The 14,437-nt window shown below is 58.5% G+C and carries 14 protein-coding genes; 10 read left to right on the top strand and 4 right to left on the bottom strand.

Annotation, left to right across the window (positions count from 1 at the left end):
• Both bcsZ and bcsC read left to right on the top strand, forming a co-directional pair.
• Positions 1-1,113 (top strand): cellulose synthase complex periplasmic endoglucanase BcsZ, encoded by a 1,113-nt coding sequence (gene bcsZ / locus AWM69_RS08330; protein ID WP_218726233.1) that lies wholly within the window; start codon positions 1-3, stop codon positions 1,111-1,113.
• Complete coding sequence (gene bcsC / locus AWM69_RS08325; protein ID WP_218726232.1) at positions 1,101-4,631, top strand: cellulose synthase complex outer membrane protein BcsC; 3,531 nt, start codon at positions 1,101-1,103, stop codon at positions 4,629-4,631. The genes bcsZ and bcsC overlap by 13 nt, the downstream gene beginning before the upstream one ends.
• Positions 4,632-5,293: 662 nt before the next feature.
• Here the strand turns inward: bcsC and gorA are convergent.
• Together gorA and galU are read right to left on the bottom strand one after the other, a co-directional pair.
• Positions 5,294-6,652, bottom strand: coding sequence for a glutathione-disulfide reductase (gene gorA / locus AWM69_RS08320; RefSeq protein WP_218726231.1), 1,359 nt, complete (start codon positions 6,650-6,652; stop codon positions 5,294-5,296).
• A 133-nt stretch (positions 6,653-6,785) separates the two neighbouring features.
• Positions 6,786-7,625, bottom strand: a complete 840-nt coding sequence (gene galU, locus AWM69_RS08315; RefSeq protein ID WP_048379735.1) for a UTP--glucose-1-phosphate uridylyltransferase GalU — start codon at positions 7,623-7,625, stop codon at positions 6,786-6,788.
• 275 nt (positions 7,626-7,900) lie between these two features.
• On the opposite strand from galU, the gene AWM69_RS08310 reads away from it, so the two are divergent.
• A complete protein-coding gene (locus AWM69_RS08310; protein ID WP_131653814.1) occupies positions 7,901-8,089 on the top strand; it encodes a hypothetical protein in 189 nt (62 codons plus the stop codon).
• 23 nt (positions 8,090-8,112) lie between these two features.
• A complete protein-coding gene (locus AWM69_RS08305; protein ID WP_131653813.1) occupies positions 8,113-8,394 on the top strand; it encodes a hypothetical protein in 282 nt (93 codons plus the stop codon).
• Positions 8,395-8,474: 80 nt separating this feature from the next.
• Here the strand turns inward: AWM69_RS08305 and AWM69_RS08300 are convergent, their stop codons facing one another.
• A complete protein-coding gene (locus tag AWM69_RS08300) occupies positions 8,475-8,825 on the bottom strand; it encodes a hypothetical protein (RefSeq protein ID WP_131653812.1) in 351 nt (116 codons plus the stop codon).
• Between the two features lie 201 nt (positions 8,826-9,026).
• On the opposite strand from AWM69_RS08300, the gene AWM69_RS08295 reads away from it, so the two are divergent.
• The 6 genes from AWM69_RS08295 (at position 9,027) to modC (ending at position 12,878) form a co-directional block, all read left to right on the top strand.
• Complete coding sequence (locus AWM69_RS08295) at positions 9,027-9,329, top strand: DUF1883 domain-containing protein (RefSeq protein WP_048379727.1); 303 nt, start codon at positions 9,027-9,029, stop codon at positions 9,327-9,329.
• A 36-nt stretch (positions 9,330-9,365) separates the two neighbouring features.
• The gene (locus tag AWM69_RS08290) at positions 9,366-9,548 is read left to right on the top strand and encodes a hypothetical protein (protein ID WP_048379726.1); all 183 of its coding nucleotides are present in this window, start codon (positions 9,366-9,368) and stop codon (positions 9,546-9,548) included.
• Between the two features lie 6 nt (positions 9,549-9,554).
• Positions 9,555-10,211, top strand: coding sequence for a DNA oxidative demethylase AlkB (gene alkB, locus AWM69_RS08285; RefSeq protein ID WP_218726230.1), 657 nt, complete (start codon positions 9,555-9,557; stop codon positions 10,209-10,211).
• Positions 10,212-10,338: 127 nt separating this feature from the next.
• Complete coding sequence (modA, locus tag AWM69_RS08280; protein ID WP_131653810.1) at positions 10,339-11,106, top strand: molybdate ABC transporter substrate-binding protein; 768 nt, start codon at positions 10,339-10,341, stop codon at positions 11,104-11,106.
• The gene (modB, locus tag AWM69_RS08275) at positions 11,107-11,787 is read left to right on the top strand and encodes a molybdate ABC transporter permease subunit (protein WP_131653809.1); all 681 of its coding nucleotides are present in this window, start codon (positions 11,107-11,109) and stop codon (positions 11,785-11,787) included.
• Positions 11,788-11,789: 2 nt separating this feature from the next.
• Positions 11,790-12,878: a molybdenum ABC transporter ATP-binding protein gene (gene modC, locus AWM69_RS08270; RefSeq protein WP_131653808.1), complete on the top strand. Its 1,089-nt coding sequence runs from the start codon at positions 11,790-11,792 to the stop codon at positions 12,876-12,878.
• Here the strand turns inward: modC and AWM69_RS08265 are convergent.
• Positions 12,875-14,164 (bottom strand): Wzz/FepE/Etk N-terminal domain-containing protein, encoded by a 1,290-nt coding sequence (locus AWM69_RS08265; protein WP_256930244.1) that lies wholly within the window; start codon positions 14,162-14,164, stop codon positions 12,875-12,877. The two genes, modC and AWM69_RS08265, sit on opposite strands and share 4 nt — an antisense overlap.
• Positions 14,165-14,437 lie beyond the last annotated feature (273 nt).

Here is a 14,437-nt window from a genome sequence, read left to right as displayed (position 1 = left end):
ATGCGCCGCCTTGCAGCACTGACCTTGTCCTTGTCCCTTGGCAGCCTCCCCTTGCTGGCGAGCGCTGCCACCTGCAGCTGGCCCGCCTGGGACAGCTACAAGCAGGCAATGATGAGTGACGACGGGCGCATCATCGATCGCTCATCGCCAAAGCTGATCACCACTTCGGAGGGGCAGAGCTACGGACTGTTCTTTGCGCTGCTGGGCAACGACAAGCAAAGCTTCGCGCGGATTCTCGACTGGACCCGCAACAACCTGGCCGAAGGTAACCTTGAAGCCCATTTGCCCGCCTGGCTCTGGGGCCGTTCCGAATCGGGCAAATGGCAGGTGCTTGACACCAACAACGCCACCGACGCGGACCTGTGGATTGCCTACAGCCTGCTCGAGGCAGGACGGCTCTGGCAACAGCCGGCGTATCTGGCACTGGGCCAAAACATGCTCTGGCGCAGTGCCGCGCAAAGCCTGCGCAAATTGCCCGGGCTGGGCCTGATGCTGTTACCCGGCGATGTCGGGTTCGACAGCCCTGAAGGCTGGCGCTTGAACCCCAGCTACCTGCCACCTCAACTGCTGGCGCGTTTTGCCGGGATTTCACCGGTCTGGGCAGAACTGGCGGCCAACCAGCAACGCGTGTTGATCGAAGGGTCACCCAAAGGTTTTGCCCCTGACTGGCTGCTCTGGAAGTCCGCAACTGGCTGGGCGCCCGACACCCAGGACGGCAGCGCCGGCGACTATGACGCGATCCGCGTCTACCTGTGGGTTGGCATGCTGGCCAAGGACGCGGCCAACACCCGGTCGCTGCAGAAGCACTTTGCGCCGATGCTCAGCCTCACCCAGACCCTGGGCCATCCGCCGGAAACCGTGGATGCACTGACCGGAAAATACAGCGGTACCGGGCCGGCGGGCTTCTCCGCAGCCATGCTGCCATTGCTCGCCAGTGCGGATTCACCCGCACTCGCCGTGCAGCAGGCGCGCGTCCAGCAGGAACCGCCTGCGGCCGATGCTTATTACAACCAGTCCCTGCTGCTGTTCGGCCAGGGCTGGGCTGACCAACGCTATCGCTTTGACAAGGATGGGCAGCTTCTACCGGCGTGGGCAAACACATGCAAAAACTAACGACATGGGCATTTTTGCTCGGCGGCTTGTCCTCCACGGCCATTGCCCAACCCGTCAACGTGCAGGAGCAGCAACAGTGGCTGCTGGAGCAGGTGCGCATCGGGGAGGCCTTGTACCGCGAAGACCTGGTACGTGATTCGCTGGCACGCTTGCAGTTGATCGCACCGAATAACCCGCAAGCCCTCGCCGCATCGATTCGGCAGGCGTTACTGGAAAAAAAACCTGAACTGGCGCAACAGCGTCTTGCCCAGCTTCAGGCCCTGGCCCCTGATTCCGCAGCGCTGCGCCAGGCTCGCAGCTTGATGAAGCTGCAAGACCCACAAAGCCAGAAAGACTTGCAGCAGGCCCGACTGCTTGCAGCCGCAGGCCGGCCCGAAGAGTCTGCGGTGATTTTTGAAAGGCTGTTCGGCAACGACTCTCCGGATTTCGCCACCGCCCTGGAATACCTGCGTATCCGCAGTAACATCCCCGGCCAGCGCCCCAAAGCGATCCAGCAGCTAAAAGCACTGGATGCCGAATACCCCGGCAATATTGGCCTGCGCCAAACCCTGGCTGACTTGCTGTTCAGAGAGCAACGGGCGCCTGAAGCCCTGGCGGTATTGCAACAACTGGCGAGCGACCCGCAAGCCAGCAACGCGGCGGCCAACCGCGAATACGAGTACCTCAACACGTTGCCGGTGGATCGCCACACAGAGCAAGCCTGGCAGGCGTTCATCAAACGCTACCCGGGTTCACCGACAGCCATCGAAGCCAATAAAAATCTGCAAGCCCAGCAACGTCTGCTCAATGACCCCAGCTGGGTCGCGGGCGCTCGAGGCAAGCAGATGATCGAGCAGTCGCGCAATCCTGCCGCCGCCGAAGCCCTGTTGCGCCGCGCCATTACCCGTTACCCCGATGATGCGAGCCTGTACGGCGCACTGGGGCTGGCCCACATGCGCCAGAGCCGCTATGACGCGGCCTATGCCTCGTTCAGCACCGCGCGCAGCAAAGAGCAGGACACCTCCTCCATCAGCCGCTGGCAAGACCTGATGGCATCCAGTCATTACCGGATGCTGCTGGCCAAGGGTGACAAGGCGCTGGAACGCAACGACCTTGCCGTTGCCCGCAGCGCCTTTCAGCAGGCACGCAAAGCCAAACCGGGCGATGCCGATGCACTGATCGGCCTGGCCAGCGTGGCCCGTGCCGAACACGATGACATCCAGGCCGAAGCCCTGCTGTTGCAGGCCCGCAGACTGGAACCGGGCAATACCAGCGCCGTGCGCGCACTGGTGCGCTTGTACACGGCGCAATCCCCGGACAAGGCCAAGGCGTTCCTCAATAACCTGCCCGCTTCCAGCCAAAAAGAGTTCGCCGGGCTGCGCCAAAGCCTGGAGCTCGACGAATTGAATCAGCAGGCCGATGCGGCCAGTACCCGCAAGGACTGGCCACAGGTGGTGGCCCTGCTGAGTAAAATCCGCAGCCTGACGCCCGACGAGCCCTGGCTGACCTACCGCCTGGCCAATGCTCAACGCGAGATCAATCAACCCGGCGCCGCCGACGACAGCTTCAAGCAACTGATGCAGCGCCAGGGGCAGAATCCGCAAGCGCTGTATGCGTATGCGCTCTACCTGTCGGGCACCGATCGTGACGCCAGTGCCCTGGGCGTTCTGGAGCAACTGCCGGCGGCGCAATGGAGCGACGACATGCGCGAGCTCGATACGCGCCTGCAGCGCAACGTGCGGGTAGCCCGGGCTGAAAGCTTGCGAAAAGCCGGTCAGGAACCCCAGGCCATTGCCGTGTTGTTGCAAAAAGCCACTCCTGAAGACTGGCTGACCCTGGCCGGCTGGGCCCAGGAGCGTAATGACCACCGCGAAGCGCAGCGCCTGTATGACCTGGTGCTGCAACGACAGCCCGACAACACGCAGGCCCAGCTGGGGCATATCGAAACCCTGATCGCCTTGCAACAACTTGAGGCCGCTCGCCAGGCCCTGGGCCGCTTCAAGCCTGGCAGCGACACACCACTGACCGCATCCGACCAGCGCCGTCTCGCCAATGCCTGGGTAGCTGCAGGCGCGCCGGACAAAGCCACTGCCCTGTACACCGAGCTGTTGAAAACGCCGCAGACCGACCCGTTGATCTACCGCGATGCGGCGCGCCTGATGGCGCCCAAACAACCGCAGCAGGCGCTGGACACCTACGCCAAAAGCATGGCCGCCGCTGGTTTGATCACGCCCGAACAGGCCGCGCCGCGGGACAACCGCGCCATGACCCTGGCCAGCCGCGAGAAGGATAACGACGACTGGCTCGCCAGCAGTCTGCGAAGCGACGTGGATGAGCTGTACCAACGCCAAAACCCGACGCTGCACCTGTACACCGATTACGGGTGGCGCTCCGACAGCGCATCGCAAGGCACGTCTGATACCGATACCCAGACCACGATCCTGCAGCTGGATCTGCCCGTTGCCGATGGCACGGGTTTCATCCGGGCCGAGCAAATCAACATGGATGCCGGGCACTTCGATGCCGACCCGGATGGCCTGGTGCGTGAGCAATACGGCACCTGTGCTGTTGCGGTCAATCGCAAGGGCACCGACGGCCCTGACTTCTCAGGTTGTGCCGACAGCTCTCAATCCGCTCGCGGCACCACCCTGGCGGCTGGCTGGAAGAACGAGACATGGAATGTGGATATCGGTCGCACCCCCGAAACCTTCAAGGTGTCCAACTGGTTGGGCGGTGTTGCCTATAGCAGCAACTTTGGTTCCCTGGGCTGGACCTTGACCGGCTCGCGTCGCCCCTTGAGCAACTCGATCCTGTCCTATTCCGGCGCGGTCGATCCCAATACCGGCGTGACCTGGGGCGGCGTGACGTCCAACGGCGTGACCCTCAGCCTGAGTCACGACGAAGGTGGCGTGGACGGGGTTTGGGCCAGCTTCGGGCAGCACTGGTTGCGGGGCAAGAACGTAGAGGACAACCACAAGAACACCGCCATGGCCGGTTATTACTATCGTCTGGTCGAACGAGCCGACGAACGCATGCGGACCGGCCTGACCGTGATGTATTGGGGATATGACAAAGACTTGAGCGAGTACACCCTGGGCCAGGGTGGTTATTACAGCCCCCAGCAGTACTTCTCGGTGGGTGTGCCCCTCAACTATGCCTGGCGCACGGCCAATTGGTCGGTGGCCCTGGAAAGCTCGGTCGGTTGGTCGTATGCCAAAACCAAGTCCAATGACCTGTACCCGCTCAGCGGCCTGAACGACAAAATCCTCAGTGCCGTCGACGACGCTGGCTTCAAGCTGGCTGACGGGCTGGGGCAGACTTCAGGAGGCAGCAGCAGTGGCATCGGTGTGCGCCTGCAAGGGCTGGTAGAGCGCAGGCTGTCAGACAACCTGGTACTGGGTGGCGGCGTGCTCTTCCAGCACAGCGAAGGCTACGCCCCGAGCCGGGCCATGCTCTACCTGCGCTACACCTTCGACACCTGGCAGGGCAACTTGCCGTTGCCGGTACAACCACTGGTGCCATACGCCGACTTCAGATGATCAAAACCTGTAGGAGCGAGCTCGCTCGCGAAGCTCTCGAAAACGCCGCGTTTATCCAGCACGCACGCGTTATCGTTAGCGACCATCGCGAGCAAGCTCGCTCCTACAAGGGCTTTGGCGCACAAATACCAATCAAAACCTAAAACCTGTAGGAGCGAGCTCGCTCGCGATGCTCTCGAAAACGCCGCGTTTATCCAGCACGCACGCGTTATCGTTAACGACCATCGCGAGCAAGCTCGCGCCTACAAAGGCTTTGGCGCACAAATACCAATCAAAACCTAAAACCTGTAGGAGCGAGCTTGCTCGCGAGGCTCTCGAAAGCGCCGCGTTTATCCAGCACGCACGCGTTATCGTTAACGACCATCGCGAGCAAGCTCGCCCCTACAAGGGCTTTGGCGCACAAATACCAATCAAAACCTAAAACCTGTAGGAGCGAGCTCGCTCGCGAGGCTCTCGAAAGCGCCGCGTTTATCCAGCACGCACGCGTTATCGTTAACGACCATCGCGAGCAAGCTCGCTCCTACATCAGATGATCAAAACCTGTAGGAGCGAGCTTGCTCGCGAGGCTCTCGAAAGCGCCGCGTTTATCCAGCACATACGCGTTATCGTTAACGACTATCGCGAGCAAGCTCGCGCCTAGAAGGGCTTTCTGGCTCTATCGATCAGCGCTTTACCGGGGTACGCATGGTCACAAACTCTTCGGCGGCGGTCGGGTGAACCCCGATGGTTTCGTCGAAATGCTGCTTGGTAGCCCCGGCCTTCAAGGCAATCGCCAACCCCTGCACGATCTCCCCTGCTTCCGGCCCTACCATGTGGCAACCCAACACCTTGTCGGTGTCGGCATCGACCACCAACTTCATCAGCGTGCGCTCCTGGCATTCGGTAAGCGTCAGCTTCATCGGGCGGAAGCTGCTCTCGAAGATCTGCACCTTGTGCCCGTCTTCGATCGCCTGCTCTTCGCTCAAGCCCACGGTGCCGATATTGGGCAAGCTGAAGACCGCGGTCGGGATCATTTTGTAATCCACCGGGCGATACTGCTCGGGTTTGAACAAACGACGCGCAACCGCCATGCCCTCGGCCAATGCCACGGGCGTCAGTTGCACGCGACCAATGACGTCGCCAATGGCCAGAATTGAAGGCTCGGCACTCTGGTACAGCTCATCGACCTCAACAAACCCGCGTTTGTCGAGCTTCACACCAGTGGTTTCCAGGCCCAGGTTGTCCAGCATCGGACGGCGGCCCGTGGCGTAGAACACGCAATCGGCAATCAACTCTCGACCATCCTTGAGTGTCGCCTTGAGGCTGCCGTCAGCCTGCTTGTCGATACGCGCAATATCGGCATTGAACTGCACGTCCATGCCGCGCTTGGTCAGCTCTTCGTGCAGATGCTTGCGCACCGCGCCGTCAAACCCGCGCAGGAACATTTCACCGCGATACAACAGCGATGTCTCGGCGCCCAGGCCCTGGAAGATCCCGGCGAACTCAACCGCGATATAGCCCCCGCCCACCACCAGTACCCGCTTTGGCAGCGCCTTGAGGAAGAACGCTTCGTTGGAGCTGATGGCGTACTCATGGCCAGGAATTTCAGGAATCTGCGGCCAGCCACCGGTGGCGATCAAAATGTGTTTGGCGGTGTAGCGCTGACCATTCACCTCGACTTCGTTCGGCCCGGTCAGTTTGGCGTGGCCTTCCATCAGGGTGACGCCGCTGTTCAGGAGCAGGTTGCGGTAAATACCGTTGAGGCGATTGATCTCGCGATCTTTGTTGGCGATCAGGGTCGCCCAGTCAAAGTTCGCTTCCCCCAGGCTCCAGCCAAACCCCGAAGCCTGCTCGAAGTCTTCGGCAAAGTGCGCCCCATACACCAGCAACTTTTTCGGGACACACCCCACGTTTACGCAGGTTCCCCCCAGATAACGGCTTTCAGCCACCGCTACCTTTGCGCCAAAACCCGCCGCAAAGCGGGCCGCACGCACACCGCCGGAACCCGCACCAATCACAAACAAATCAAATTCGTAGGCCATTTCTTTCTCCTGGGCAGCCCATCAGCATAATCGCTCCGGCGCGATTGACCAGCGCCGGGTTCGCTGAAAACAAAAATACGAAAAAGCCACCCGAGGGTGGCTTTGTCTTGAAGCGTGCTACAAACAGGCCCTGTCAGTAAGCCTTGCCTGTTTTGTAGAAGTTTTCGAAGCAGAAGTTGGTCGCTTCGATATAACCCTCAGCGCCACCGCAGTCAAAACGCTGACCTTTGAATTTGTAGGCGATCACACAACCGTTCTGCGCCTGCTTCATCAGGGCATCGGTAATCTGGATCTCGCCACCCTTGCCCGGCTCGGTCTGTTTGATCAGCTCGAAGATGTCCGGAGTCAGGATGTAGCGACCGATGATGGCCAGGTTCGACGGGGCATCTTCCGGTGCCGGTTTTTCAACCATGTTGCGCACGCGGTACAGGTCGTCACCAATCAGGTCACCGGCAATAACGCCATACTTGTTGGTTTCCTGAGGATCGACTTCCTGGATCGCGATAATGGTGCAACGGTACTGGTTGTACAGTTTGACCATTTGCGTCAGGACGCCGTCGCCTTCCAGGTTGACGCACAGGTCGTCTGCCAGAACAACAGCAAACGGTTCGTCACCGATCAGCGGGCGGCCAGTCAGAATCGCATGGCCCAGGCCTTTCATTTCGGTCTGACGCGTGTAAGAGAACGAGCACTCGCTCAACAGGCGACGGATACCGACCAGGTACTTTTCTTTATCGGTGCCCTTGATCTGGTTTTCCAGTTCATAGCTGATATCGAAGTGGTCTTCCAGCGCACGCTTGCCGCGGCCCGTTACGATGGAGATTTCGGTCAAACCCGCATCCAGTGCCTCTTCAACCCCGTACTGGATCAGTGGCTTGTTCACCACCGGCAGCATTTCTTTAGGCATGGCTTTAGTCGCGGGCAAAAAGCGAGTGCCGTAACCGGCTGCTGGGAACAAGCATTTCTTGATCATATGAGTCCTTACAAAGGGCTTTACGTTCGAATTTTTGGCGCAGTCTAATCAGGCGACATCGACGTTACAATGCCTGCGGTAGCAAACTGATGCCAACATAGAGGAAATTTGTTCCGGTAAGTTCCCTTAACAGTGTTTTTCGACACCCGGAAACGCGACTGGAGCCCACCAAACACCTTCCCTGCCTGCTTGAAGCCGTAAAAAATACCTGAATGCCAAATCCACGACAGGCGTTATCATATCGCCATTATTTGAGTTTAAAAGGCAGTTATTCGATGTCCACAGCAAACAGTGTCAACGGCTACACGATCCAGCAGAACGATTCCGGCGAGTGGTGGATGCTCGATGGGGCAAACGAACAGGTCGCGGGCCCTTTTGCGAGCGAACAGGCTGCCATTGAAATTGCATCGGTATTCCAGGATCAGCCTGCACCTCCCGCACGCCGACGCGCCAAGAAAGACTAACCCTACTCTTGATGACCCCTTCAATGAATAAACTTCTGACGTTACTTGCACTGGCATCACTGGCGGGTTGCGCCACAACCTCCAGCACTTACTTGGCGGATGGCAAACAAGGATTGAGCATCGACTGTTCGGGCGAAGCCATGTCATGGGCCAAATGCTACGAGAAGGCCGATGCTTCCTGCGCGGGCACCGGTTACAACATCGTCGGCACCGACGGAACGCCGGCCGTGCAAGAGCGCGACAAGACGCTGGGTGTTGACGTGGGCAATTTCAACGCCCGCAATATCGTGGTGACCTGCAAGTAGGCGTTAAAAAACCTGACGCCGCATCGAGCGATCGTCAGGTTGGGGAGAGCGTGAGGCGGTCAGATTGCTTGTGACCGCACTCAACCGGAAATGCAGTGTGTTACTGCGTTACGGATATCGCTGGGACGTACCGGAACGTTGGCCATGCTTTCATGAACTTTGATGCTGCTGCCGCCTGAGCGCTCCTCAATGTCAACGACCGCCGTCGGCCCGGATGTCACTTTTTGCGGGATGATAATCCGCAGCCCCTCTTTGTGCGGCTCAATCTGGGGAGGCTTGCGAGTACCTTCCAGTTGCTGCACCAGGCATTCCGCATAGGCTTGCGGCTTCTTGCCCGAGATGACACTCATTGTCGGCAATGTCTGCTCTATGTCCGTGACTGATGCACAGCCCCCCAACGCCAGCACTGCCACCAATACGCCCCACTTCATACAAAACCTCCGTTAAAGACCCTACGACAATGGATATTCAGAATTTATCCCTGGGTCCTGCGTCAATTGTGGCGATTTATCAGAGTTTTACGTCAGACTCACCTGCATCGCGTCATAATAAGCGTCTTTGGCCCCCTGCTTGGACTAAAGCACATGTTATCGTGCTGATTTTTCAGCAAAAGCCCCCATTCTGGAGCCCCCATGAAATTTATTCACCAGCGTGAGCACCTTAACGAAGATGACATCGTCGTTATTGAGTGCTCCCAACCCTGCAACATCCGCCTGATGAGCGATGCGCATTTCCGCAGTTTCAAGAACGGCGGTCGTCATTCCTACCACGGCGGTGCCTTCAAGGACTTCCCGGCACGCATCACCGCACCGAGCACCGGTTTCTGGAATATCACCATTGACACCGTCACCAGCCGGGCAATCAGCGTGACCCGCAAGCCTAGCTTCAAACCGACCATCAAGATCGTACGTCGCTCAAGCTCGAAACTCCGCTAAGCCTGACACCCATAGCCTTCAAAGACAGGAAATACCGTGGATACCACCCGTCACGACACCACCAAGTTCGTCATCAAGTACAAACTGAACGGCGAACGTCGTTTTGAGTTTGCTCAGCTGCAAACCGGCTCCGAAGAGGAAGCCCGCTCCGCCCTCGAACGCATCCACGGCGATGCGGACGATGTCATCACCGACATCAAGGCGAGCAAGGCGCTCTAAGCCCCAATGTCTCTTGATCTGTTTGCCGAAGACGACCTGCAACAACCGACCCGGATAGAAAGGATCAGTGAGCAGGCGTTTGTGTTGCGCGGACACGCCCTGCCCCGGGTTGATGAACTGCTGATCGCGCTGGCGAACATTCTGAACTGCGCGCCCCTGCGACAGATGCAGACCCCCGCAGGGTTCGCCCTGTCCGCACGCTTGAGCAGTTGCGGTGACTGGGGCTGGTACTCCGACCGCAATGGCTACCGTTACAGCGCTACCGACCCATTGACTGACCAGCCCTGGCCAGCGATGCCCGCGGCCTTCCTGGCGCTGGCCAGAGCGGCGGCCAGCACGGCAGGGTTTGAAGATTTTGTCCCGGATGCCTGCCTGATCAACGCCTACGCGCCGGGCGCCAAAATGTCATTGCATCAGGATAAGGACGAACGCTCCTGCACTGCACCGATTGTTTCGGTGTCGCTGGGGTTGCCTGCGGTGTTCCAGTTCGGCGGATTTCAGCGCAATGACCCGGCGCAACGCGTCTCGCTGTTTCATGGCGACATTGTGGTCTGGGGCGGTGTCGACCGCTTGCGCTATCACGGTGTGCTGCCGATTCAGCCCGGGCATCATCCATTGCTGGGCGAGCAACGGATCAACCTCACGTTGCGCAAAGCCCGGTAAGCCCCTGCCGCCCCCCTGACCCAATCAATTGGCGCACAAAGCGCTATATATTTATTTATATACCGATTATCTTCCTTCTGTCCGCCCCCCATGGCTTAGGGGCCCATCCCGTTAACGGAGTTTGGTCATGAATGTTTGTGCTCGTTCCCCGGTTTTATCTTTGATCACCGCATTGACCGGCTGCTTCGCGCTGGGCTCTGCGCACGCCGATGAGGTGCAGGTGGCAGTGGCTGCCAACTTCACCGCGCCGATCCAGGCCATTGCCCGCGACTTTGAAAAAGACACCGGGCACACGCTGATCGCCGCCTACGGCGCAACCGGGCAGTTTTATACGCAGATTAAAAACGGCGCTCCCTTTGAAATGTTTTTGGCTGCGGATGAAAGCACGCCAAAAACACTCGAAAAAGAAGGCGAGATTGTCCCCGGCTCCCGCTTTACCTATGCCGTTGGCACGCTGGCCTTGTGGTCCGCCAAAGCAGGCTATGTCGATCACGATGGCAAGGTACTGACAGAAAACACCTTCAACCACCTGGCCATTGCCAACCCTAAAGCAGCTCCTTACGGCTTGGCCGCGACCCAGGTGCTGGCCGGGATGGGCTTGACCGACCGCGTCAAAGGCAAGATTGTCGAAGGCCAGAACATTACCCAGGCCTACCAGTTCGTTTCTACCGGCAATGCCGAACTGGGATTCGTGGCCTTGTCGCAGATCTACAAAGACGGCAAAGTCAGCAGCGGCTCGACCTGGATTGTCCCGGCTGCGCTGCATGACCCGATCCGGCAAGAGGCGGTGATCCTCAAAAAGGGCGAGAACAACCCGGCCGCCAAAGCCCTGGCGGATTACCTGAAAAGCCCGAAAGCCACAGCCATTATCAAATCCTACGGTTACCAACTCTAAATGCCGCTATCGAGTGCTGACTTTTCTGCAATCTGGCTGACCTTGAAACTGGCGTCAGTGACGACATTCATTTTGCTTTTGCTCGGTACTCCCATCGCCCTGTGGCTGGCCCATACCCGCTCGCGCTGGCGCGGGCCCGTCGGGGCGATCGTTGCCCTTCCGCTGGTATTGCCGCCCACGGTCATCGGTTTCTATTTATTGCTCGCCATGGGCCCCCACGGGTATGTCGGCCAGCTCACTCAAGCACTGGGCCTGGGCACGCTGACCTTCAGCTTTGCCGGGCTGGTGATCGGATCAGTGATTTACTCCCTGCCCTTTGTCGTACAGCCTTTGCAGAACGCGTTCATGGCCATTGGCCCAAGGCCGCTTGAAGTTGCCGCTACCTTGCGCGCCAACCCCTGGGACACCTTTTTCAGCGTCGTCCTGCCGCTGGCCAGACCGGGGTTTATCACGGCGGCCATTTTAGGCTTCGCTCATACCGTCGGTGAGTTTGGCGTGGTGCTGATGATCGGCGGCAATATCCCGGAGAAGACACGCGTCGTCTCCGTTCAGATCTACGACCATGTGGAAGCACTGGAATATGCCCAGGCCCACTGGCTGGCAGGTGCCATGGTGGTGTTCTCGTTCCTGGTGCTATTGGCCCTGTATTCCAGCCGCAAGGCTCAAACCAGCTGGAGCTGAACATGGCGACACCGATCACGCTACGCCTGCAACACCGTTATCCCGGGTTTACCCTGGACCTTGACCTGCAGCTGCCTGGCAAGGGGGTGACAGCGCTTTACGGTCACTCCGGCTCGGGAAAAACCACCTGCCTGCGCTGTATCGCCGGCCTGGAACGTGCCAGCCAGGCATTTGTGCAGGTCAATAATGAAGTCTGGCAGGACACCCGCAACAACGTGTTTGTCCCGGTACACAAGCGTGCGCTGGGGTACATTTTTCAAGAGGCGAGCCTGTTTGCACATTTAACGGTGCGGGCAAACCTTGAGTTCGGCCTGAAGCGCGTTGCCCCCGGAGACCGGCATGTCGAGCTGGGGCATGCCTGCGAATTACTGGGCATCTCGCACTTGCTGGCGCGTATGCCCAATCATTTATCAGGAGGCGAACGCCAGCGGGTCGGCATTGCCCGCGCCCTGCTGACTAGCCCCGGGCTTTTGTTGATGGACGAGCCGCTGGCCGCTCTGGACAACGCGCGCAAGCGCGAAATCCTGCCGTATCTGGAGCGCCTTCACGCTGAGCTGGAGATCCCGGTGCTTTACATCAGCCACTCCCAGGACGAAGTGGCGCGGCTGGCAGACCATATTGTGCTGTTGAGCGATGGCAAGGCGCTGGCCAGTGGCCCGATCAGCGAAACCCTTGCCCGGCTAGACCTGCCATTGGCTCAAGGGGATGACGCCGGGGTCGTCATTATCGGCAAAGTGTGTGATTACGATGCCCACTATCATTTGCTGTCCTTGCAATTGACCCAGGGAGGCCAGCGTCTGCGCGTCGCGCACACGCCAATGGCAATCGGCAACACGCTGCATGTGCGGGTGCAAGCCCGTGATGTCAGCTTGAGCCTGTCCCCGGGTGAGCACAGCAGCATACTGAACAGCTTGCAGGTGACGGTTATCGAAGAAGCCGAAGCCGACAATCAGGCCCATGTGCTGGTGCGCCTTGAGCTGGCGGGCAGCGCCTTGCTGGCACGCATTACCCGCTACTCACGCGACCAGCTTGGCCTGTACCCCGGGCAAGTGCTCTGGGCCAATATCAAATCGGTTGCTGTTCTGGCTTAAACCGACGGTTTGAGGTTTTGCCGGCGACGTCCCTGGAAATACCGGGCCGTGGCAATGCCCATGCCCAGCAAACCGCCCAGGAACAGGCCGAGGATGACAATGATGGCTTTTTTCGGCTTGATCGGACTGATCGGCGTCTGGGCCTTGCGGTCGATATTGACCAACCCCAGATGACTCATATCGGTCCTCAGGTTACCCAACCGCACCACTTCGGCCCGCAACGGTTCAATATTTTTCAGAAACAGGTCTTCGTTCGAGCGCTTGGCAAGCATCTCCACCTGGCGGTTGACTTCCAGCAGCTGCAACTGCCGGCCGATGTCCGATACCTTCTTGTCCGTGAAATCGTCAGACGTACGCTTGAGCAATGCCGCGCGTTCAGCCTGAAGGGCCTTGGTGCCCATGAAATACAACGGGATGCTCTGTGACGTGATTTCGGTACGCATTACGCTGGAAGACGAGCCCTGGGCCGCATCCGCCATCGCTGACGGTGTGGTCGGATGCACAATGCCCAAAGAACTGGCAATGGAAATCGCTTCATTGAGCTGCGCAATGCGGTCGTCACGCTCCGTTCTGAGTTGCAGGCGCAGGGCCTTCAACTCGTCTTTCAATTTTGCCCGTTGCAACGAGTCCGCCTCGACCAGAGTTGCAATCTTGCCCTCTTTATCCGCGTGATAACCCGAGCGGGCAGCGTTGATTTTCTCTTCGAGCTCTCTGAGACGGTTATTGATGATGACCTTCAGGTCGGCGCTGATCTGTTCCCGCTGGTTATTGATCGCGTATTCCACAAAACCATTGAGAATTTGTACGCCATTGACCGTGTCTGGATAAGTCAGCTCAAGCCGTATGAACGGGCTCAACGAATCAGCCTTTTTCGGGTCTGGCTGAGTCAGGTGGATGGCATCACGGTTAAAAATCTCAAAACTCTGTTCCAGCGAGATACCGTCTTTTTCCAGCGGCTTGAACAGTTCCTGATGGTCACGGAAAAAGTTCAAGCGCGTGTCATACGACTCCAGCGCAGACCCCACTTTAAGCAAAGCCTCTTTCGGAGGCAGCTTGTAGACCTCGGATCGATTGAGGGCATCGAGTTCGTTGATGGCCGCGGGACGCAGAACACTGCTCGCCAGGTAGACCGGCTGCGCAAGCAATGCATAGGCCAAAGCAACCCCACCCGCTACAACCGTGGTGGCAGCAATCAGCTTTTTTTGCTTCCAGTACGAGTGAAGCAGGTCAAACAGATCAATATCAGCGTGTGAAGTTGCAGCTGGCGGAGGTTCAATAGCTTTCAAAAATAGGCACCTTGTGAGCAAAACTTTTTGGCAAGTTCACCGCTGACGGTTTAAACACGGGCACTCTACCCAGAATAAAGGTAACGCTGTGACAGACTATTACAAATAAAATTCCCGTCCATAAGAATCAAGCACATAGCTTCACAAAAGCAAGAGATGACAAAGAGACGCCCTTCACATTTCCCAATAAGTCTTGTCAATTCGCAGTCGAAGTACCTTTCTTACATAAAACGTAACCTGCGCCCTGGCCCATATATACAATTCGTACTTACA

The organism is Pseudomonas sp. D1HM, assembly GCF_019266105.1.
Classification (GTDB): domain Bacteria; phylum Pseudomonadota; class Gammaproteobacteria; order Pseudomonadales; family Pseudomonadaceae; genus Aquipseudomonas; species Aquipseudomonas taetrolens.
Note: the sequence above shows the minus strand (reverse complement) of the source record. Positions and strands in the feature narration are given on the sequence as shown.